The organism is Sodalis sp. (in: enterobacteria) (assembly GCF_047607725.1).
GTDB lineage: Bacteria > Pseudomonadota > Gammaproteobacteria > Enterobacterales > Enterobacteriaceae > JBLKSS01.
The window spans coordinates 16,678-36,486 of the sequence record NZ_JBLKSS010000068.1; the positions used below are offsets into that span (position 1 = coordinate 16,678).

Below are 19,809 nucleotides of genomic sequence, written 5' to 3' on the forward strand. Positions count from 1 at the left end.
CCTTGCGTGCAAGGGCATTTTACGGCTGGCTGACCGTTTGCGGAAAAAAGCGCCAATGGCGTTCGCCGCTTAGACGTCGGCGCCGATCGACGGTGCCTGCCAAAGCCGCCGCGGGCGCTGACGCCCTGCTTATGCCGGCGAAGACCGCCGCCCTGCGCCGGCCGTCAGCGCTGCGTCAGCACGTATGTCCCGGACGGCGGCGTTCATCGCATCAGCGCTAAAAAATCTTACGCCTCAGCCCGCGGCTTTCACTGCATCCGCGATCTGGTGCGCCAGCCGGCTGACCTGCTCGGTATCATCCCCTTCCACCATGACGCGGATCAGGGGCTCGGTACCCGACTTGCGCAACAACACCCGCCCGCGCCCGGCCAACTGCTGCTCCACCTCGGCGCGGGCCTGTTTTACCGCCGCCGATTCCAGCGGATCATGAAGTCCGGCAAAGCGCACATTGACCAGAATCTGTGGCAACAGGCGCATGCCGCTGCACAGGTCATGTAAATTCATGTGATTGCCGACCATCGCCGACAACACTTGCAGCCCGGCGATAATGCCGTCGCCGGTGGTGGTCTTGTCCAGCAAGATGACATGGCCGGAGTTCTCCGCGCCAATACGCCAGCCCTTTTCCTGCATTTTTTCCAGTACATAGCGGTCGCCCACGCGGGCGCGCACGAACGGCACCCCCAATTGCTTAAGCGCCAGCTCCAGGCCCATATTGCTCATCAGCGTGCCGACCACGCCGCCGGATAACTGGCCCTGACGCAATTTTTCCCGCGCGATGACATACAAGATTTGATCGCCATCCACTTTCTGCCCCAGATGATCCACCATGATCACCCGATCGCCGTCGCCGTCATAGGCGATACCCAGATCGGCTTTTTCCGCCAGCACCCGGCTTTGCAACAGACGCACATCGGTGGCGCCGCATTCCTGGTTGATGTTCATACCGTCCGGCTGGCAGCCGAGGGTCACCACCGTCGCGCCGAGCTCGCGCAGTACGCTGGGGGCGATATGGTAGGTCGCGCCGTTGGCGCAATCAACGACTATTTTCAATCCCTTGAGACTCAGATCACCCGGGAAAGTCCCTTTGCAAAACTCGATATAGCGCCCGGCCGCATCGACGATCCGGCTGGCTTTACCCAGCTCCGCCGATTCGACGCAGGTTAACGGCTTGGCCAGTTCCGCCTCGATAGCCTCTTCCACCTCGTCGGGCAGTTTCGTGCCGTCGATGGAAAAAAACTTAATTCCGTTATCGTAGAACGGATTATGGGAGGCGGAAATGACAATACCCGCCTCGGCGCGAAAGGTGCGGGTCAAATAGGCGATAGCCGGCGTCGGCATGGGACCGGTAAAGGCGGCGGACAGGCCGGCCGCTGCCAGCCCCGCTTCCAGCGCCGACTCCAGCATATAGCCGGAGATACGGGTATCTTTGCCGATGATGATTTTACGCGAGCCGTGGCGCGCCAGCACCTTACCGGCGGCCCACCCCAGCTTAAGGACAAAATCAGGCGTAATGGGGGAATCACCGACCTTGCCGCGGATGCCATCGGTGCCAAAATATTTATGATTACTCATTGAAAATAGGTTTCCTTCGCTGAAAGCGTGGCTTCCACCACGCGCATTGCTTCCACGGTTTGCCTGACGTCATGGACCCGGATAATCTGCGCCCCCTGCAGCGCGGCGATGACCGCGCAGGCAACGCTGCCCGTAACCCGCTTCTCTGGCGGAAGGTCCAATAGTTGACCTATCATCGATTTGCGCGACATCCCCACCAGCAGCGGCAGGCCGAGATGATGAAAATCTCCCAGCCGGGCCAGCAGTTGATAATTATGCTCCAACGTCTTGCCGAAGCCGAAGCCCGGATCGAGCAGTAGACGGTTTTTGGCGATGCCGGCCGCTTCACAGCGCTCAATTTGCCGCACAAAATACGCTTCCACCTCCGCCAGCACATTCTCATAGTACGGCGCCTGCTGCATGGTGCTCGGATCGCCCTGCATATGCATCAGACAGACGGGCAGTTGGCTTGCGGCGGCCGCGGCCAGGGCACCCGGTTCGCTGAGCGAGCGGACATCGTTGATCAAATGGGTGCCGGCCGCCGCGCTTTCGCGCATGACCAGCGCCTTGGAGGTATCCACCGAAATAAAGGTGTCGAAGCGCTGCGCTAGCGCCACCACCACCGGCACCACCCGTGCCGCTTCCTCTTCTGCGCTGACCGTCTCCGCCCCCGGGCGGGTGGATTCGCCACCGATATCGATAATGGCCGCGCCGGCGTCCAGCATCGCCGCGGCGTGGTCGATAGCGGCGGCCAGATGCTGGTATTTGCCGCCGTCGGAGAATGAGTCCGGGGTTAAGTTGAGGATCCCCATGATGCGCGGAACAGAAAGGCTAAGGGTGCGCTCTCGAGCTATAAGTTGCATAACGACGGTTTCCTTATGCTGTGCAAACTGTAAGGCCGCTATCTTAGCATCTCCCGCACAAAAAAAACCCCGGCGTGTCGTATAACGCGGGGCTGTCGGTAGTACCGCGCCGGGGCTTTGCCGCCGGTGCGAGAGGGGACCATTAGCGGTTACCGAACTGCTCCGACATGGTATTGCCGGGATTCGGCGTGCGTGGTTCATCCACCGGGATCGGCGCGCGCGGCGTACCGTCGTCGTCGCTATTGCCGGAGACGGTATCGTCCCAGCCTGCGGGTGGGCGGACCGCCTTGTGGCCCATCAAATCGTCTATCTGCGGCGCATCGATGGTTTCATATTTCATCAGCGCATCCTTCATGGCATGCAGGATATCCATATTTTCCATCAGCAGCGTGCGGGCGCGGACATAATTTCGCTCAATCAGCGACTTCACTTCCTGATCGATGATGCGCGCCGTTTCATCGGACATATGCTTCGCTTTGGCCACCGAGCGGCCGAGGAACACTTCACCCTCTTCCTCTGCATACAGCAGCGGGCCCAGCTTCTCTGAGAAGCCCCACTGGGTCACCATATTGCGGGCAATCGAGGTCGCCACTTTGATATCGTTGGACGCCCCGGTAGACACTTTCGCCGGACCGTAAATGATCTCCTCGGCCAGCCGGCCGCCGTACAGGGTGGAGATTTGGCTTTCAAGCTTCTGGCGGCTGGCGCTGATAGCATCCCCTTCCGGCAGGAAGAAGGTCACCCCCAAGGCGCGGCCGCGTGGGATAATCGTAACTTTATGCACCGGATCGTGCTCCGGCACCAGGCGGCCGATGATCGCATGGCCGGCTTCGTGGTAAGCGGTGGACTCTTTCTGCGCTTCGGTCATCACCATGGAACGGCGCTCGGCGCCCATCATGATTTTGTCCTTGGCCTTCTCAAATTCTACCATCGACACCACGCGCTTGCTGCCGCGGGCGGCGAACAGCGCCGCTTCGTTCACCAGGTTGGCCAAATCGGCGCCCGAGAAGCCGGGCGTGCCGCGCGCAATAACCGACACATCCATATCGGGCGCCAGCGGGACGCGGCGCATGTGGACTTTCAGAATCTGTTCGCGACCGCGGACATCGGGCAGGCCTACCACCACCTGGCGGTCGAAACGGCCCGGGCGCAACAGCGCAGGGTCCAGCACGTCGGGGCGGTTGGTTGCGGCGATGACGATAATACCTTCATTACCTTCAAAGCCGTCCATCTCCACCAACATCTGGTTCAGGGTCTGCTCGCGCTCGTCATGACCGCCGCCAAGACCCGCGCCCCGCTGACGCCCGACGGCGTCAATCTCATCGATAAAGATGATGCAGGGTGCCGCTTTTTTCGCCTGCTCGAACATATCGCGCACACGGGAGGCGCCCACGCCGACAAACATTTCCACGAAGTCGGAACCGGAAATGGTGAAGAACGGGACCTTGGCTTCCCCCGCAATGGCTTTGGCCAGCAGCGTTTTACCGGTCCCTGGCGGCCCCACCATCAGCACGCCTTTCGGGATCTTGCCGCCGAGCTTTTGGAAACGGCTCGGCTCGCGCAGATAATCCACCAGCTCGCTGACCTCTTCCTTCGCTTCATCGCAACCGGCAACATCGGCGAAGGTCGTTTTAATCTGGTCTTCCGTCAGCATCCGTGCCTTGCTCTTGCCGAACGACATGGCGCCTTTACCGCCGCCGCCCTGCATTTGACGCATAAAGAAGATCCAGACCCCAATCAGCAATAGCATCGGGAACCAGGAGATAAAGATGGACGCCAGCAGGCTGGGTTCTTCCGGCGGCTCACCCACGACTCTGACGTTTTTGGTCAAAAGAATATCGAGCAGCTTGGGATCGTTGACCGGGATATAGGTGGTGTAGCGGTTACTGTCTTTTTTAGTAACGGTGATTTCACGACCGTTAATACGCGCTTCCCTAACCTGATCCTGATTCAATTCGGACATAAAGGTGGAGTAATCCACTTTACGCCCATTGGACTCGCTGGGCCCGAAGCTCTGGAATACCGACATCAGCACGACTGCGATAACTAGCCAGAGAATCAGGTTCTTCGCCATGTCACTCAAGGGATTAACCTCATATTACAACGGTGTTAACAATTAGCGTAGGGTACTATATTTTGCGCCCTGTCGCCACAATGTACACTTCGCGGGAGCGGGCCCGGGAAGCGTCTGGCTTACGGATTTTTACCTTCGTAAACAGAGAGCGTATTTCCCGCAGGTACTCATCGAAACCTTCTCCCTGAAAGACTTTAACCAGGAAACACCCACCCGGTGCCAGCACATCCCGGCACATATCAAGCGCCCGCTCCACGAGATACATTGATTTGGGAATATCGACCGCCGGGGTACCGCTCATATTGGGCGCCATGTCGGACAGCACCACCTGCACCTTCTGCTCGCCTACGCGTTCAAGCAGGGCCTGCAGCACCAGGGGGTCACGAAAATCCCCCCGCAGAAAGTCGACGCCCACCATCGGATCCATCGGCAGGATATCACAGGCGATGATACGCCCTTTGCCGCCGATTTGCGTGGCGACGTATTGCGACCAGCCGCCGGGCGCCGCACCCAGATCCACCACGGTCATCCCCTGGCGAAATAGCTTGTCGCTCTGCTGTATTTCATCAAGTTTAAACCAGGCACGGGAACGGAGTCCCTTTTTTTGTGCCTGCTGAACATATTTATCGCTAAAGTGTTCCTGCAGCCAGCGGCTGGAGCTTGCAGAACGCTTTTTGGTCGCCATCTTATTTTCCAACTATCTTGTAAAGAGTGCAGCGGTGGAAAGATTTGGCCGCCCATGCGCCGATATCGACGGACGCCGATTTGGCGATATGTATGAGATGGCGGTAGAATATGCCGTTTTCAATCCCAACCTAAGTAAAAAACACAAATGAATCTGAATAATAAGCAAAAACAGCATCTTAAAGGGCTGGCCCATTCGCTGAAGCCTGTCGTCATGCTGGGCAATAACGGCTTGACGGAAGGCGTGCTCGCCGAAATCGAACAGGCGTTGGAACATCATGAGCTTATCAAGGTGAAAATTGCCGCGGAAGAGCGCGAGACCAAAACGCTGATCGCCGATGCCATCGTTCGTGAAAGCGGCGCCAGCAAGGTACAGGTTATTGGCAATATTCTGCTGCTGTACCGGCCGGCTGCAGAGCGGAAAATTACGCTGCCCCGCTAACATCATCTTTTCCGATGGAAAGATGCCACTCTCCGACCCACAGGAAAAGACCACCCGCGGCCTTTTGCTTTTCTTTACAAAGCCAGCGGCGGCCCGTGGGGGGGATATAAGCGGACGGAGGCCGGCTGCGGCGCCGCCCGGACACTTACAGATACTCCACCTTGAGGATCTCGTACTCCACCTCGCCGCCAGGAGTTTTGATGACGACGATATCCCCTTCTTCCTTGCCCACCAGCCCGCGGGCGATGGGAGAATTAATGGAAATCAGGTTTTGCTTGAAATCGGCCTCATCGTCGCCGACGATGCGGTACGTTTGCTTCTCTTCGCTATCCAGGTTCTCCACGCTGACCGTGGCGCCGAAAATGACCCGGCCGCTCGGGGCCAGCTTGGTCACATCGATCACCTGCGCATTGGAAAGTTTGGCTTCTATTTCCTGGATACGGCCTTCGCAAAAGCCCTGTTGTTCCCTCGCGGCATGATACTCGGCGTTTTCTTTTAAATCGCCGTGCTCGCGGGCCTCGGCGATAGACCGGATAATTTCGGGGCGACGGACGCTTTTAAGATATTCGAGCTCTTCCCGCAGTTTTTCAGCGCCGCGCAGGGTCATCGGAATCTGGTTCATAATTGTACCTCTATGTAAATTCTTCCTGCTAAAATAATCGCCGTCCTGGCGTGACAGGCGCTGGCGCGACGCGCGTTTGGCACACGCCCCTCACCAAGCGCAAAGCAAAAGGAAGCGCCCCCGGAATTGCTTCCCAGGCCAGCCTCAGTTTTGCATTTTGATACGTATTTTACCGCAGAGTTCGGTGTGGGTCATCGTTTACTTTATCCCTGTTTGCACCGTAGTATGACAGCAAGTTACTTTGCCGTTGCCCAAAATTATGCGTTTTTTACGATTTGTCATAGGATTGACCAGTGTTTTCATGCTTTCCGCACAGGTGGCGCCGGTTGAAAACTATACGGAATATTTGCCCGACGGCGCCAACCTGGCGCTGATGGTGCAAAAAGTGGGGGCCCCGCAGCCCGTTATTGATTATCACAGTCAGCAGATGGCCTTGCCCGCCAGCACCATGAAACTGCTCACCGCGCTGGCGGCGCTGTTACAGCTGGGCCCGGACTACCGCTTTACCACCACCCTCGAAGCGGCCAACGCACCGGTGGGCGGCGTGCTGCGCGGCAACCTGACCGCGCGCTTCGGCGGCGATCCCACATTTACCCGACAGCGCTTGCGCAATATGGTGGCCGAACTGCGCAAGCAGGGCATCAAACAAATCACCGGTGACCTGATTATCGATACCTCGGTGTTTGCCAGCCATGACAAAGCCCCCGGCTGGCCCTGGAACGATCTGACGCAATGCTTTAGTGCACCGCCGGGCGCGGCCATTGTTGATCGCAACTGTTTTTCGGTGTCGCTCTACAGCGCCCGGACGGCCGGGGAGCCGGCGTTTATCCGCGTCGTCTCTTATTACCCGGTGCATATGTTCAGCCAGGTGCGCACCCTGGCCCGCGGCGACGGCGCTGCACAATATTGCGAGCTGGACGTGGTGCCGGGAGAGCTTAACCGCTTTACCCTCACCGGCTGTATGACCCAGCGCGCCGAACCGCTACCGCTGGCGTTCGTCTTTAAGGACGGCGCCAGCTATGCCGGCGCCGTCCTTAAAGACGAATTGCAGCAGGCGGATATCACGCTGAACGGCACACTTCTGCGCCAGACGCAGCCCAGTCCGCCGGGACACGTTTTGGCTCAATCCTCTTCCGCACGGCTGCACGATTTACTGCATATTATGCTGAAAAAATCCGACAATATGATTGCCGACACAGTTTTTCGCATGATAGGCCACGAACGCTTCAAAGTGCCGGGCACCTGGCGCGCGGGCTCGGATGCGGTGCGCCAGATCCTGCGTCAGCAGGCGGGCATTGATCTGGGCAACAGTATCCAGGTGGACGGTTCCGGTCTGTCGCACCACGATTTGATTTCCCCCCGCCACCATGATGCAGGTGTTGCAATATATCGGTCAGCACGATCAGACGCTGGACTTTATCTCCATGCTGCCGCTGGCGGGCTATGACGGCACGCTCATGTACCGCGCGGGTCTGCACGAGGCAGGGGTCGACGGTAAAGTGTCGGCGAAAACCGGCTCGCTACAGGGCGTCTACAACCTGGCGGGCTTTATCACCACCGCCAGCGGTCAACGTATGGCGTTTGTGCAATATCTCTCCGGCTACGCGGTGCCGCCGGCGGATCAACGCGCGCGGCGTGTTCCGCTGGTACGTTTCGAGAGCCGGTTGTATAAAGATATAGCCACTCGCAGGCCGGGCGACACCCTTCTGCGCTACAAGCGGCTGGCGATGATTTTTTCAAACAATTTCCGCAGATCATGGCAGCAGATGGCGGCCATCAGGTGCTCGATGTGCCGCAGCGTACCGTTGTCATTGCGGGTATAGGGGCGGCCTTGACCGATGTCGACGATAAATTGCGCGATACAATCGGCGTTGTCCATGATGATATTGGCCTGCAGCATTTTGTCCGCTCTGACCCGCTCGATAAATTCCAGCGGCGTTAATGGCCGCAATTTGCAGAAATTTTCATAGCCCTTAACGAAGGTTTTCGCGTAGGGCAGCGTCTCGCCATTGCGATTATTAATCGCATCATAGAACTGCTTTAGGATGGTCGTGACGTCCACAGGTTGGCCTTTTCCCGGCAGGAACAGAAAATCCTGGGCGCCGGCCTGTATATGGGAGATTTCATGCAGGATGGTGACATGCATTGGATAGTGTTTTTCAACCCTGTCGTTATCCACCATAATCACCACCCTATTTCCCGCATCATTGGGCAGGGTCACGCCCAGCGGAATGGTCGGATCGTAGCTGAAGGGCTGGTCCGGTGTTCTCGACGAGGCGAAAAGAATATTCGTCTTGTGATGCCGAAGGTAGTCATTGAGATTGATGAGATAATAGCGTAGCCGTAAAATGGCCTGGGTGAGGATAAGATCATCATGGGTATGCAGCACGCCGCTGAGATAGCGTCTGATGCTACTATCGCCGGCAATTTTCAGCGGCCCCGTAAGCGTATTCTCGATCTCGTCGAAATAGATCTCAAGCGCACGCCTGACATATTCATGGGCCAGCTCGACCTCATGGATGAAGCGCTTCAAGTTTTGCCGCAGATACTGAAAACAGGGAGGGATGGTTTGCATCGGCTTGCCATACGACGAATACACATGGACTTTGAAATTATGCAGATACGCCATCACTCTGCCCTCTTCCCAGCCCGCCGCCTCACAACGTCGAATTTCGTTCCGTGCATAGTACGCTCTTATCGTGGCGTCTAAATCCGCGGTCAAGTCCTGCTTACGCTCGAACAGGAATTTATAGTACCCCATGGGATGAATGAAACTGGCCAGTCGCGATGTCGGAAGGGGGGGACGGCGTGTAGCGCGCCAGGGGAAAAAGCGACACGCTCTGCGTCTGTTGCGACGACCTCAGGTCATGCGCCGGGCGGTAGGCGTTTTGCTCGACTGCGGCGGACGATCCGGACGGCGGCGGTACTCTGTGCGGCGTCTTTCATTCCCTCAATGACTTCGGCAAGGCATGTCAAAATAGCATCCCATTCCGCGTTATGTGCATTGAGTTCCGATAGGGGCTCGTTGGCCGGAGCAGCCATAGCCTGCGCCGCTTGAGGAGGGACGGGCGCATAGATAGCCTCCGTCACACAGGGCGTGACGGCAACGCCGAACGGGGATAAGGTGACGGGCGGACCCGCGGCGGGGCGGGCAACGCGGCGTTTATCGGCGCGCCCTTAACGATAGCGGCGGCTGACGCGTCCTCGACGGGGGGCGCGACGTTTACCGGCTGGCCCTTAACCATAGCGACAGCGGGCGCGTCCACGGCGGGCACGCGGCATTGACTGGCTCGCGCTTAACCATAGCGGCAGACACCGCCGTAGCCGGCGCCCTGAACTCCTACGTGCCCGACAATCCGAATACGGCGGCCACCGTGCTATTGCCCGGCGCGGCCATCCTCTTCTCAACCCCACCGGACGCGGCGCTAAGCGCTCTCGCCATCGCACCGCCGAAGGCGGTGCCTATCGCCGGAAGCGCATTACCCCTACTCGCGGTACCCGTCCATAATCCACCGACAAGATCGCCATAACCGCTCAGGGTTTCGTTTGAAGGCTTGACGTCTCCCGCCGTCGGCCCAGGGCAATAAGGTCTCCAGGCGCTAAAAACCCGGGTCCCGCTGCTACCTTGCGCCGAGATGTCAATGACGCTGGCCGCCAGCATACACATCATATTGCGCCAGCCGCAGCCGGCAATGGCCCCGGGCCAGGGGACGCTTGTCATCCTCATCTGTGCAACGCGGTCCCTGCCGTCGCTGCAGACATTATCGCGATAACCTGACCCCGACTCTCGCCGGTAAGTGTGGTATCCGTGCGTGCGCGTCAGGCCCGTAACCGTTGATGCCGATCGCCGAGGGAATTGACCCTCGAGCCAGGGCGGCAGTGGGGAGCGACATTAGGGTGTCCGCTTCGCCGGCGGTCGCGTTAAGTGCGGCGTAGCGTAGGTTACGGTAGGACGTGTGTTCCGGCTTCTGATGTTTTTTTACGCCATGGCGAGAGCGGTTTTTGCCCCGAGGCTCTTTGCCGGGGGACGGGCTAGCCGGGCTCCCGCCGCCGGACTGACGCAGCCTGCGGGCGGTGGCGTTGCCTAGATCGGTAACCGCACTGCCCGAACGCCTGTCATTATTGGTTTGCGGCGGGCGTTCGGGGTCGGTACGGGCCATCGCAGCAGAGGCCGCCGCCCGCGGCGAAGGGGGCAAAGGACCAGCCTTTGCTCCGTCGTTGGGCCGCGGGTGGGGCCGTAATGTTTTCTTTAGCAGTGCATTTATCATCAGCGGGAAGTTCCTCGCGGCTGCAGGCACCGAGGAACGCCCGCGCGGGCAGCGCGGCATCGCCGGCCTTACCGCCCGACGTTCGATCATGGCGGGGGACCCGGGGCGGGGTCTGTGGCGTTCCCGCGCCGGGTGAACACGGCGATGTGGATTGACGGGAAGCGTTCAATCCTCCTTTTTGCCTTACATCCATGGTATTCGGCATAATGACTCCTGTTCAGTTCCATTGGGTCGAAGTAATACCTCGCAACGCCGCTCGGGCCGCGCCGCGTAATGGCGTGATGCCGCCAACATTCAGACACTGCCGGGCCCGCCTTCAGGGAGGGTACCTGAGGGATAGCGCACGCATCATTGAGGACATGTGCCGCCCATCCTGACGGCCGGGTCATGTTAGACGGATGAAATGCAACGGGCAGCAGGCAGTAGGCGCTGCGTATAGCCTTTCTCGCGGCTTTAGTGACCAGGGTAGTATGAGAGCCGCGGCAGCGACATGAAGAAAAGACGGTTTATTCAGAACCGGTTATTTTCAGCGGATTCTTCAGCGATAGGGCCAATCTACCGTTCTAAACGGGCGGCAGGCAAGAGGATTTGCCCCCAGACGAATGGCCCGCAATGGAAATATCTTACGTCCTTGGAAGACATTCTCCCAACCGCAACGCGCGGTTAGCCGGCAAGATCGCTGCTGGGGGAGGCGGGCATAGCCAGTAAGCACTTACTGATCGGCTATCGCCGACCGGACGATCCCATGACCGTTGGGGGAGGAAAAGAGTTAATAATGCTCAGCGCTGATAGATTGTTTCCACGCCGTCTTCATCGTCCTCATCCCAATCATCATCATCCAAGTCCTCTTCAGCTTCCGCCTGCATGAGCTGATCGCGGTGATAATCATCCCACATGAATTCCACTTTTTCCGGCTGGGCCTCGGGCGCAGCCTGCTCTTTAGGATGCGCGTTGATAAACGCCATCACATCCCAGCACAGCGCCTTCACGCCGTCGTGATTGGCGGCGGAAATCAGATAGTATTGCGTTTCCCAACCCAACGCCTCGGCGATGGCCTTGGCGCGCGCCGCCGCTTCCTCAGCGTCAAGCAGATCCGCTTTGTTGAATACCAGCCAGCGCGGTTTGGCGGCCAGCTTTTCACTGTAGCGTTCCAGCTCGGTGACGATAATGCGGGCGTTTTCGACCGGATCGGACTCGTCCACCGGCGCCAGATCGATAAGATGCAGCAACACCAGGCAACGCTCCAGATGCTTAAGGAAACGAATACCCAAACCAGCGCCGTCGGCCGCGCCCTCGATCAGTCCGGGAATATCCGCCACCACGAAGCTCTGTTCGTTATCCACACGCACCACGCCGAGGCTTGGCACCAGCGTGGTAAACGGATAATCCGCCACCTTTGGCTTGGCCGCCGATACCGCGCGGATAAACGTGGACTTGCCGGCGTTGGGCAGGCCGAGCATACCGACGTCAGCCAACAGCATCAGTTCCAGCTGGATCTCGCGGATCTCGCCTTTGGTACCGTCGATTTTCTGCCGCGGCGCCCGGTTGACCGACGATTTGAAACGCGTGTTGCCCAAGCCGTGAAAACCGCCTTTGGCCACCATCAGCCGCTGCTCGTGGCGGGTCATATCGCCCATGACTTCGTTGGTACCCAAATCCAGCACCCGCGTACCCACCGGCACTTTGATAACGAAGTCTTTGCCGTGCTTACCGGTACAATCCCGGCTCTGGCCGTTTTTTCCGCGCTCGGCGCGAAAGTTTTTCTCAAAACGGTAATCGATGAGGGTATTCAGGTTTTCATCCGCCAGCAGCCACACGTCGCCGCCGTCGCCGCCGTCGCCGCCATCGGGCCCGCCGCGGGGGATGTATTTTTCCCGGCGAAAGCTGACGCAGCCGTTGCCGCCGTCGCCCGCCGCCGCCAAAATGGTGGCTTCATCAACAAACTTCATGATAACTCTCCATAACTCATTTGCCGAGCGGCTTGATAACCGCGGCCGGGGCCCGTCTTTTCAGCCCGGGCCACCAGCGGTGACCGACAGCGGAACACATCGCGCCCACCACCACTACAACCGCGCCGCTATAGCCGACAAAGTTCAGCGGCGGGCGGCGCGAAGGCCGCGGGCCAGAACAGCGCCAGCAAATTAGAAAAAATCAGGGTAAACAGCGGCGTCAGGGTAATAATGGCGCTCACTTGCGCCGCTTACCAGCGCGCCATATCCCACCAGCGTATTCAGGCCGCAGAACAGCAGACAGGCCAACTGGCCGCCGGTTAATTGCAGAAGCGTCAGCGGCTTTGCCACCACCGTTAGCGCTATTGTACACAAAATATACAGCAACAACAGAATCTGTTGCGACGCCAGGCGCCGCAGCAAGACTTTTTGCGCCATGCCATAGCTCACCCATACCATCGCCGCGCAACAGCCAAAAATCACCCCCAGGGTATTGGCGGTCAGGCGGGTAAAAATCTCGCGCAGGCTGCTGTTGAAAAACATCAGCAGACCGCCTATTAGCACGATGGCGCCAATCAGCTGCGTGATGCGCATGCGCTCTTTCAGAATGACGACGCTCGCCAGCATCATGCCCACCGGCGACAGCTGGCCGATGACCTACGAGGCGGTTGGATTCAAATATTGCAGCGACGTGCTGAAAAAGACAAAGTTGCCCAAAAGCCCGGCGGTCGCCACCGCGAGCAGTATCAGCCAGCGCCAGCGGAAAAACAGCCGCAGCGGCGGCAATTGCCTGCGCGGCGCCAATAGCAGCAGCCCCATACCGGCCATTAAAAAACGGTACCAAACCACGGTGTAAGGCTCCATGGTGGTTAGGACCTGCTTCATGGCGATGGGGAGCGCGCCCCAGCACATGGCGGTGGTTAAAGCGAGCGCAATGCCGATGCCCGCCAGCTGCGTATTTTTCATGATAAGCGGTGAGCGTAAAACAGCGGAATAAAGTAAAAAGCCCCGCAACCAGGTGCGGGGCTTTACTCGCCAATCAGAGAACGGAAAATTTATTCAGCAACGATGCTAACAAATTTACGGTTCTTCGGGCCCTTCACTTCAAACTGGATTTTACCCGTCGTTAAAGCGAACAGCGTATGATCCTTACCGCAGCCTACGTTGGTCCCCGGGTGGAACTTCGTTCCACGCTGACGGACGATGATGCTGCCGGCATTTACCGTTTCGCCGCCGAAGCGTTTAACGCCCAGGCGTTTACTTTCTGAGTCGCGACCGTTACGTGTGGAGCCGCCAGCCTTTTTGTGTGCCATGAGTCTGCTCTCCTGTTAAGCACCAATACCGGTGATTTTAACGTCAGTGAACCACTGACGGTGGCCCTGATGCTTACGGAAGTGCTTACGGCGACGAAATTTCACAATCATCACTTTATCGCCGCGAGCGTGAGCCACAACTTCCGCCGTGATCTTGCCGCCGTTCACGAAAGGACCGCCGATCTGGATGTCGTCGCCGTTGGCAATCATCATAACCTGGTTAAATTCAACAGTTTCACCCGTTGCGATGTCCAGCTTTTCAAGGCGAACGGTCTGACCTTCGCTCACCCGGTGTTGTTTACCACCACTTTGGAAAACCGCGTACATAAAAAACTCCGCTTTCCGCACGCTCAATCTGTAATCGCCTGGAGCGTGCTATAAATATTCACAATAGGTACGAATTCTACGCAAGAATCTCACTAAAGACAAGTGCAGAATACATACAGAAAGCGAAAAAGGTGCAGTTTCTTCATCGCCATTTATCTCTTACGTTTTTCAAGTACAATCAGTAACACTCTTTCCGCCATCCGGTCCCGTGTGCGGCATTACACTGACGGTATACCTACAAACCGATAGAAAATAATGAATCTTGAACAAATTACTGAACTGACCGCGCAGGATATGGCGGAGGTCAACACGGCAATTCGCGAGCAGCTAAACTCAGAGGTCGCCCTGATAAATCAGCTCGGCCACTACATCATCAGCGGCGGCGGCAAACGCATCCGGCCCATGATTGCGGTGCTGGCGGCGCGCGCGCTGCACTATCAGGGCAAGCAGCATGTCACCGTCGCCGCGCTGATTGAATTTATCCATACCGCCACGTTGTTGCACGACGACGTGGTGGACGAATCGGACATGCGCCGCGGCAAAGCGACGGCCAATGCGGCGTTTGGCAACGCCGCCAGCGTGTTGGTCGGCGATTTCATCTATACCCGCGCTTTTCAAATGATGACCGAGCTGGAATCCCTGCGGGTGCTTAAGCTGATGTCCGAGGCGGTTAACATTATCGCTGAAGGCGAAGTGCTGCAATTAATGAACTGCAATGATCCGGATATCACTATCGATAGCTATATGCGGGTTATCTATAGCAAAACCGCGCGGTTGTTCGAGGCGGCGTCGCAGTCCTCCGCCATCCTGGCCGGCGCCGATGCCCGCCAGGAGGCGGCGCTGCGCGATTACGGCCGTTATCTGGGCACCGCCTTTCAACTCATCGACGATCTGCTGGATTACGGCGCGGACGGGAAAACGCTGGGTAAGAATACTGGCGATGACCTAAACGAAGGTAAGCCGACGCTCCCGTTGCTGCACGCCATGCGTAACGGCACGCCGGAACAGGCGGCGCTGATCCGCCAGGCGATCGAGCAAGGCAATGGACGCCATCTGCTGGAGACGGTGCTGGAAACCATGCGCCAATGCGATTCCCTGGGGTACACCCGCCGGTGCGCGGAAAAGGAAGCGGACAAAGCTATCGCCTGTTTGGACTGCCTGTCGCCCTCCCCTTACCGCGATGCGCTAGAGGGCCTGGCCCATGTGGCGGTGCAGCGCGACGCTTGATCGCGTAATCGTGAGAGGAAAGGTATATCTTTGGAAAATTGCCGTCTTTGAACGGCAAGCCACGGCATAACGCGGTCGTGGTGCCTACCGTTACTCTTCCTGCAGCCCCAGCCGTACGATAAACGCGCCGATGCCTTCGCGCATGACAAAAGCAATCACCCGCTCCCGCTCTTCCATGGTCAGTTGCCGGTAGATGGTTATCCAGGTCGCCAGGGCCACGGATACCCCCTCCGCTGGCGCTTCAAGCGACCACTCGACGTCGTCCCCATCCCGCATTTCCCGGCGCATCAGCGCTTTTTGCACCACCGCCGGCAGGCTATCGAATGCATACTCCATTCCCCGCCCCTGCGCCCCTTTTCTGCGCCGCCGGTTCCATTTTTCATGCCTGGCAAGATCACAAAGCCCCTGACGGGTACCGGGCAGTCCGGCAACAAACAGCAGTTCCTGCGTGTTAGACCAGGCTTGTTTCATAAGATTTTCATTCCGAATTCGACCTGCATAACAAATTAGATTTTATTTGGAACATAATTGAAAACTTTTAGGAGGTTTAGTGCTATATATTTTCCAACTAAAGGCTATGACCATTGCCATCGTTTTATCTGAATTGGTTAGTTATACCGTTAACCAGCGTTTGTCTTACAGCACAAGGAACGAAATATGAGCGAAAGGAATACAGATTGGCACCTGCGGATATCATCGCGGCACTCCGTAAACGCGGAACCTCCCTGGCAGCGGTATCGCGCGCGGCGGGGTTGAGTTCATCCACGCTGGCGAACGTCCTCACCCGGCCCTGGCCCAAAGGTGAATGGCTCATCGCCGATGTGCTGGAGGTCCATCCTTCGGTGATATGGCCCAGTCGCTATATCGACCCGGAAACCAATCAATTACTCGATAGGAAAAGCCTGATACGCCAGCGCTAACCCTCGGCGCCGGGGAGGGCCATACCTTCCCCGGCGCATTATTTCATTCCGGCCTGACGTCGTTAACCGGCTCGTCGGGATAGTCCAGACGCTTTAACAGGTTCAACACACCCTCACGTACGATAAAGGAGACGATAAAATCGCGCTCCGCATCGGAAAGTTGCCGATGAATTTCGTTCCAGGTTGCCGACGTCTCCTGAGGGGAGAGTTGGTACTCCGCCGGGTTGGTCCTTAAAGAAAGCGTCTTTTTCACCATGTCCGGCAAACTGTGCCAGGCATACTCTACCGCTTTGCCGCGCGCACCCTCGCGCCGCCTTTTTTGCCAGCCCTCCTCCCTGGCTCGCCGATTCAGTCCCTGTCGTGTTTTGGGTAGTCCACCTACCCCAATCAATTCGTGCGTTGCAATCCATTCTTTTTTTATTTCCATCTTTAATCCCCCTCCTTGTCATGGTGACAGCCTGGCGCTATCGCCATCGCACGGTTTGGGCAGGTACTGTGGAATTTACGGCACCTGATTCCCGTTCCGCTATTACGACAACATTTAATGTATAACATTAAAGACTTGTCGTAACGCTAATTACAACACAAAAAAAGCGCATTGGATCAAAGGTGGCATTAAAAAATGAGATCAATGCCAGCTATTAGAATAAAAAAAAAATTAATAAAAATCATTCATTATCAATTTAATTGAATTATAATAATAGTATATGTTCTATTACTATAATTAAATAGATTATATCTTAATAAATAAGTTTTAGGTGAAAACGAATAGCCGAGAAAAGGGAAAAAAAATGGCGTTACCGCTAAGTTTTTGACACGGAAATCGGGCCAGAAATAGTATTTGGCATAAGGAAAAGTTTCATCGTTATACCCCGCGGCGGCGATGAACTGCCTAGCGCAGATTTAATCCCCCCACCGACACCCTAAGAGAAGTCGAGACAATCACAGCGTGGCGTCCAGGCGTCCCTTTTCGCCGGCGCAGCGCCGCCACACTCACCGGGGCGCGCAGGGCCATCGGACTCCCCGGCGCGGCAATGCCCCCAGCCCGGGCGAGACGCCCGATAAAACAATGCCGGCTTCGCCGGCAAATAACAGACCGCACCCGGCGGCAATGATAATGAAGGGCCGCGCCGACGTAAGGATCACAGCGCCTTATCTTCACGACGGCGGCGGGCTACTGCTGCAGGACCTGTTCGCCGAGCGCAATATCCTGATTTAGCGCCGCGCGCATACCCTGCAGCGCCTGCTGCTCGAAGTCGCTGAGGATACCCAACGACCGACGCGCACTGACGCCCTGCGGCCCCAGCAGCAGCGGTTGGGCAAAAAAGCGAGAAAAATCTGACTCGCTTTCGACATAGGCGCATTCGATTATCCCCTGCTGCCCCTGTAGCGCCCGCACCAGCGACAGCGTAAAGCAGGCCGCGGCATACCCCATGGCGAGCGTGGCCGATCCGGCGCCGGCTTTGGCCTCCACCACCTCGGTGCCGGCGTTGCGGATGCGCCGCGTCAGGAGATTCACTTCTTCATCACTGAAAGTGATACCTGGCACCTGCGATAGCAAAGGCAGAATGGTGACGCCAGAGTGGCCGCCTACCACCGGCACCTCTATTTGATCCGGGCTCAGGCCTTTCATGTCCGCCACGTAACTGTTGGCGCGGATGACATCAAGGGTGGTGATACCAAAAAGCTTTTGCGGCTGATAGACCCCGGCCTGCGCCAGCACGCCGGCGGCGATGGCAACCAGGGTATTCACCGGATTGGTGACAATGCCGATCAGCGCCTGTGGCGCACATACCGCCACCTGGCCGACCAACTGCCGCACAATGCCGGCATTAACATTAAACAGATCCGCGCGATCCATACCGGGCTTGCGGGCGACACCCGCCACGATCAGCACGATATCGGCGCCAAGTAACGCCGGGGACGCATCTGAACCGCAAAAACCACGCACCTTCACCGGCGAGGGAATGTGGCTGAGATCCACGGCAATCCCCGCCGTTACCGGCACGATGTCATACAGCGAGAGTTCCCCATTCTGGGGTAAACGGGTTGTTAGCAGCAGCGCCAGCGCCTGGCCGATGCCGCCTGCCGCGCCGAGCAGTGCGACTTTCATTGTTATCTCCTTATATCCCTACGAAGAATGGCATCTATTACTCTACTGAAAAGCATAAAGGCATCGCCTAATAAAGACAATTGATTAACACCAAGATTGCGACAGCGCGTGGAGAAGCAGGCCATCGGTAGGCGGGTTGCAAGTTGTGGGCTTTTCACCCACCATGGACAGTGAAAGCTGTCACCGGCAGCAATCTCATTGCATAAAAATTCATAAATATGCATAATAATCCATTAAATAATCAGCTTACTCTGCGGTAAAACATGCGAAATCAATCGAAACAGGAAGAACTGGTCAAGGCGTTCAAGGCGCTGCTGAAAGAGGAAAAATTCAGCTCTCAGGGCGAGATTGTGCTTGCGCTGCAGGAGGCGGGCTTTGAGAACATTAATCAATCCAAGGTCTCGCGCATGCTGACTAAATTCGGCGCTGTGCGCACCCGCAATGCCAAGATGGAAATGGTGTATTGCCTACAGGCGGAGCTGGGCGTTCCCACCGCCAGCAGCCCGCTGAAAAATCTGGTGCTGGATGTGGATCATAATGATGCGCTGGTGGTCATCCATACGAGCCCCGGCGCGGCACAACTTATTGCACGGATGCTGGATTCGCTGGGAAAATCAGAAGGGATCCTCGGCACCATCGCCGGCGATGATACGGTCTTCACCACGCCCGCGCCTGGCTTCTCGGTTAAACGACTGTATGAATTTATTCTGGTCCACTTTAACCAAGAGCTCTGATTCCACCGCGGCTCGCGTTCGCTGCAGACAGGGCCGACTGCGCAGGGGATGCGCTATGCCGGCGGCGTTGCCGGGGCTGTCGTCGTCGCCTGCTGGGACTAAGCTTGCCGGTCGTGCGCCTCGCCGCGGCATAAAACCCAGCGTGCCGCAGGGGACAAAGGACCTCGCTTTCGACGTTTAACGCTCCCTTCGCCAGCGCCGGCTCCCCCCGGCGGTCGCTTTGATGCCCAGAAGCTACCGCGCCCCATCGGCGCGCGACTCAGGCGGATGCGCGACGCGCATCCGCGTGCGACTCCTGCGAACGTGCAACCGACCTCGGCACACTGCCCCAGCGAACATGCAACCCCTATCGGCGCACCGTCCCAGCGGACGTGCAACCTACAACGTCGCGCTGCCCTGCGGATGCGAAGCGCGTATCAGCACATTACCCCAAAACGCGTAACGCGCATCCCCATGCTTCCCGATGGATGCGCAGCGCGCGCGCGCCCTATCCGGCCATCATTCACAGTGCCGGATGCGGTAAGATAAACTGCATTTTATTAACATAGCCTTACTCTGGGTAGGTTTTTTCACCTTGGCAAATAGGTAAGCGCCCCGTGGAGGACGTCTTGAATTATTGGTGGGTTTGTTGTATGGCCCGGTAAGAATATGTTCCACTACGATGCCTAGTGAACCCGCATCCTATAAGGGACGGCTGTCAGATCATGGATAATCCGGCGATG

At 57.5% G+C, this 19,809-nt stretch carries 17 protein-coding genes and 3 pseudogenes; 5 read left to right on the forward strand and 15 right to left on the reverse strand.

The window, feature by feature from the left end; genetic code table 11:
- Positions 1 to 234: 234 nt before the first annotated feature.
- The 4 genes from glmM to rlmE all read right to left on the reverse strand — a co-directional run bounded on the left by glmM (position 235) and on the right by rlmE (position 5,173).
- The gene (gene glmM, locus ACMX3H_RS06555) at positions 235 to 1,572 is read right to left on the reverse strand and encodes a phosphoglucosamine mutase (protein WP_415210234.1); all 1,338 of its coding nucleotides are present in this window, start codon (positions 1,570 to 1,572) and stop codon (positions 235 to 237) included.
- Complete coding sequence (folP, locus tag ACMX3H_RS06560; RefSeq protein ID WP_415210235.1) at positions 1,569 to 2,414, reverse strand: dihydropteroate synthase; 846 nt, start codon at positions 2,412 to 2,414, stop codon at positions 1,569 to 1,571. Before folP ends, glmM begins: the two co-directional genes overlap by 4 nt.
- A gap of 142 nt (positions 2,415 to 2,556) precedes the next feature.
- Positions 2,557 to 4,488, reverse strand: a complete 1,932-nt coding sequence (gene ftsH, locus ACMX3H_RS06565) for an ATP-dependent zinc metalloprotease FtsH (protein WP_415210247.1) — start codon at positions 4,486 to 4,488, stop codon at positions 2,557 to 2,559.
- Between the two features lie 55 nt (positions 4,489 to 4,543).
- The gene (gene rlmE / locus ACMX3H_RS06570) at positions 4,544 to 5,173 is read right to left on the reverse strand and encodes a 23S rRNA (uridine(2552)-2'-O)-methyltransferase RlmE (protein WP_415210236.1); all 630 of its coding nucleotides are present in this window, start codon (positions 5,171 to 5,173) and stop codon (positions 4,544 to 4,546) included.
- A 147-nt stretch (positions 5,174 to 5,320) separates the two neighbouring features.
- On the opposite strand from rlmE, the gene yhbY reads away from it, so the two are divergent.
- Positions 5,321 to 5,614, forward strand: coding sequence for a ribosome assembly RNA-binding protein YhbY (gene yhbY / locus ACMX3H_RS06575; protein ID WP_415210237.1), 294 nt, complete (start codon positions 5,321 to 5,323; stop codon positions 5,612 to 5,614).
- Positions 5,615 to 5,759: 145 nt separating this feature from the next.
- On the opposite strand, the gene greA is transcribed toward yhbY, so the two are convergent.
- Positions 5,760 to 6,236: a transcription elongation factor GreA gene (gene greA / locus ACMX3H_RS06580; protein ID WP_415210238.1), complete on the reverse strand. Its 477-nt coding sequence runs from the start codon at positions 6,234 to 6,236 to the stop codon at positions 5,760 to 5,762.
- A gap of 259 nt (positions 6,237 to 6,495) precedes the next feature.
- Between greA and dacB the strand changes: the two are divergent.
- Positions 6,496 to 7,915 (forward strand): annotated as a pseudogene (dacB, locus tag ACMX3H_RS06585) (serine-type D-Ala-D-Ala carboxypeptidase); the annotation flags it as partial.
- A gap of 32 nt (positions 7,916 to 7,947) precedes the next feature.
- Here the strand turns inward: dacB and ACMX3H_RS06590 are convergent.
- The 6 genes and pseudogenes from ACMX3H_RS06590 to rplU form a co-directional block, all read right to left on the reverse strand.
- Positions 7,948 to 8,997 carry a hypothetical protein gene (locus ACMX3H_RS06590; RefSeq protein ID WP_415210239.1) on the reverse strand — a complete coding sequence of 350 codons (1,050 nt, stop codon included), beginning with the start codon at positions 8,995 to 8,997 and terminating at the stop codon, positions 7,948 to 7,950.
- A 579-nt stretch (positions 8,998 to 9,576) separates the two neighbouring features.
- Positions 9,577 to 9,957, reverse strand: a complete 381-nt coding sequence (locus ACMX3H_RS06595; protein ID WP_415210240.1) for a hypothetical protein — start codon at positions 9,955 to 9,957, stop codon at positions 9,577 to 9,579.
- A 1,326-nt stretch (positions 9,958 to 11,283) separates the two neighbouring features.
- On the reverse strand, positions 11,284 to 12,453 hold the full coding sequence (gene cgtA, locus ACMX3H_RS06600) for an Obg family GTPase CgtA (protein WP_415210241.1): 1,170 nt from the start codon (positions 12,451 to 12,453) through the stop codon (positions 11,284 to 11,286).
- A gap of 16 nt (positions 12,454 to 12,469) precedes the next feature.
- Positions 12,470 to 13,419: pseudogene (locus ACMX3H_RS06605) on the reverse strand (DMT family transporter).
- Between the two features lie 89 nt (positions 13,420 to 13,508).
- The gene (rpmA, locus tag ACMX3H_RS06610) at positions 13,509 to 13,766 is read right to left on the reverse strand and encodes a 50S ribosomal protein L27 (RefSeq protein ID WP_025423587.1); all 258 of its coding nucleotides are present in this window, start codon (positions 13,764 to 13,766) and stop codon (positions 13,509 to 13,511) included.
- Positions 13,767 to 13,781: 15 nt separating this feature from the next.
- Positions 13,782 to 14,093, reverse strand: coding sequence for a 50S ribosomal protein L21 (gene rplU, locus ACMX3H_RS06615; RefSeq protein WP_415210242.1), 312 nt, complete (start codon positions 14,091 to 14,093; stop codon positions 13,782 to 13,784).
- Positions 14,094 to 14,348: 255 nt separating this feature from the next.
- Between rplU and ispB the strand changes: the two genes are divergently transcribed.
- A complete protein-coding gene (gene ispB, locus ACMX3H_RS06620) occupies positions 14,349 to 15,320 on the forward strand; it encodes an octaprenyl diphosphate synthase (protein WP_415210243.1) in 972 nt (323 codons plus the stop codon).
- Between the two features lie 90 nt (positions 15,321 to 15,410).
- On the opposite strand, the gene ACMX3H_RS06625 is transcribed toward ispB, so the two are convergent.
- Positions 15,411 to 15,791 (reverse strand): DNA-binding protein, encoded by a 381-nt coding sequence (locus ACMX3H_RS06625; RefSeq protein ID WP_415210244.1) that lies wholly within the window; start codon positions 15,789 to 15,791, stop codon positions 15,411 to 15,413.
- Positions 15,792 to 15,977: 186 nt separating this feature from the next.
- On the opposite strand from ACMX3H_RS06625, the pseudogene ACMX3H_RS06630 reads away from it, so the two are divergent.
- A pseudogene (locus tag ACMX3H_RS06630) lies at positions 15,978 to 16,240 on the forward strand (helix-turn-helix domain-containing protein).
- A 43-nt stretch (positions 16,241 to 16,283) separates the two neighbouring features.
- On the opposite strand, the gene ACMX3H_RS06635 reads toward ACMX3H_RS06630, so the two are convergent.
- Together ACMX3H_RS06635 and mdh are read right to left on the reverse strand one after the other, a co-directional pair.
- Positions 16,284 to 16,661: a DNA-binding protein gene (locus tag ACMX3H_RS06635; protein ID WP_415210248.1), complete on the reverse strand. Its 378-nt coding sequence runs from the start codon at positions 16,659 to 16,661 to the stop codon at positions 16,284 to 16,286.
- A gap of 753 nt (positions 16,662 to 17,414) precedes the next feature.
- On the reverse strand, positions 17,415 to 18,353 hold the full coding sequence (gene mdh, locus ACMX3H_RS06640) for a malate dehydrogenase (protein WP_415210245.1): 939 nt from the start codon (positions 18,351 to 18,353) through the stop codon (positions 17,415 to 17,417).
- Positions 18,354 to 18,616: 263 nt separating this feature from the next.
- Between mdh and argR the strand changes: the two genes are divergently transcribed.
- Complete coding sequence (gene argR / locus ACMX3H_RS06645; protein ID WP_025244748.1) at positions 18,617 to 19,087, forward strand: transcriptional regulator ArgR; 471 nt, start codon at positions 18,617 to 18,619, stop codon at positions 19,085 to 19,087.
- Positions 19,088 to 19,585: 498 nt separating this feature from the next.
- Here the strand turns inward: argR and ACMX3H_RS06650 are convergent, their stop codons facing one another.
- A complete protein-coding gene (locus tag ACMX3H_RS06650; RefSeq protein WP_415210246.1) occupies positions 19,586 to 19,744 on the reverse strand; it encodes a hypothetical protein in 159 nt (52 codons plus the stop codon).
- Positions 19,745 to 19,809 lie beyond the last annotated feature (65 nt).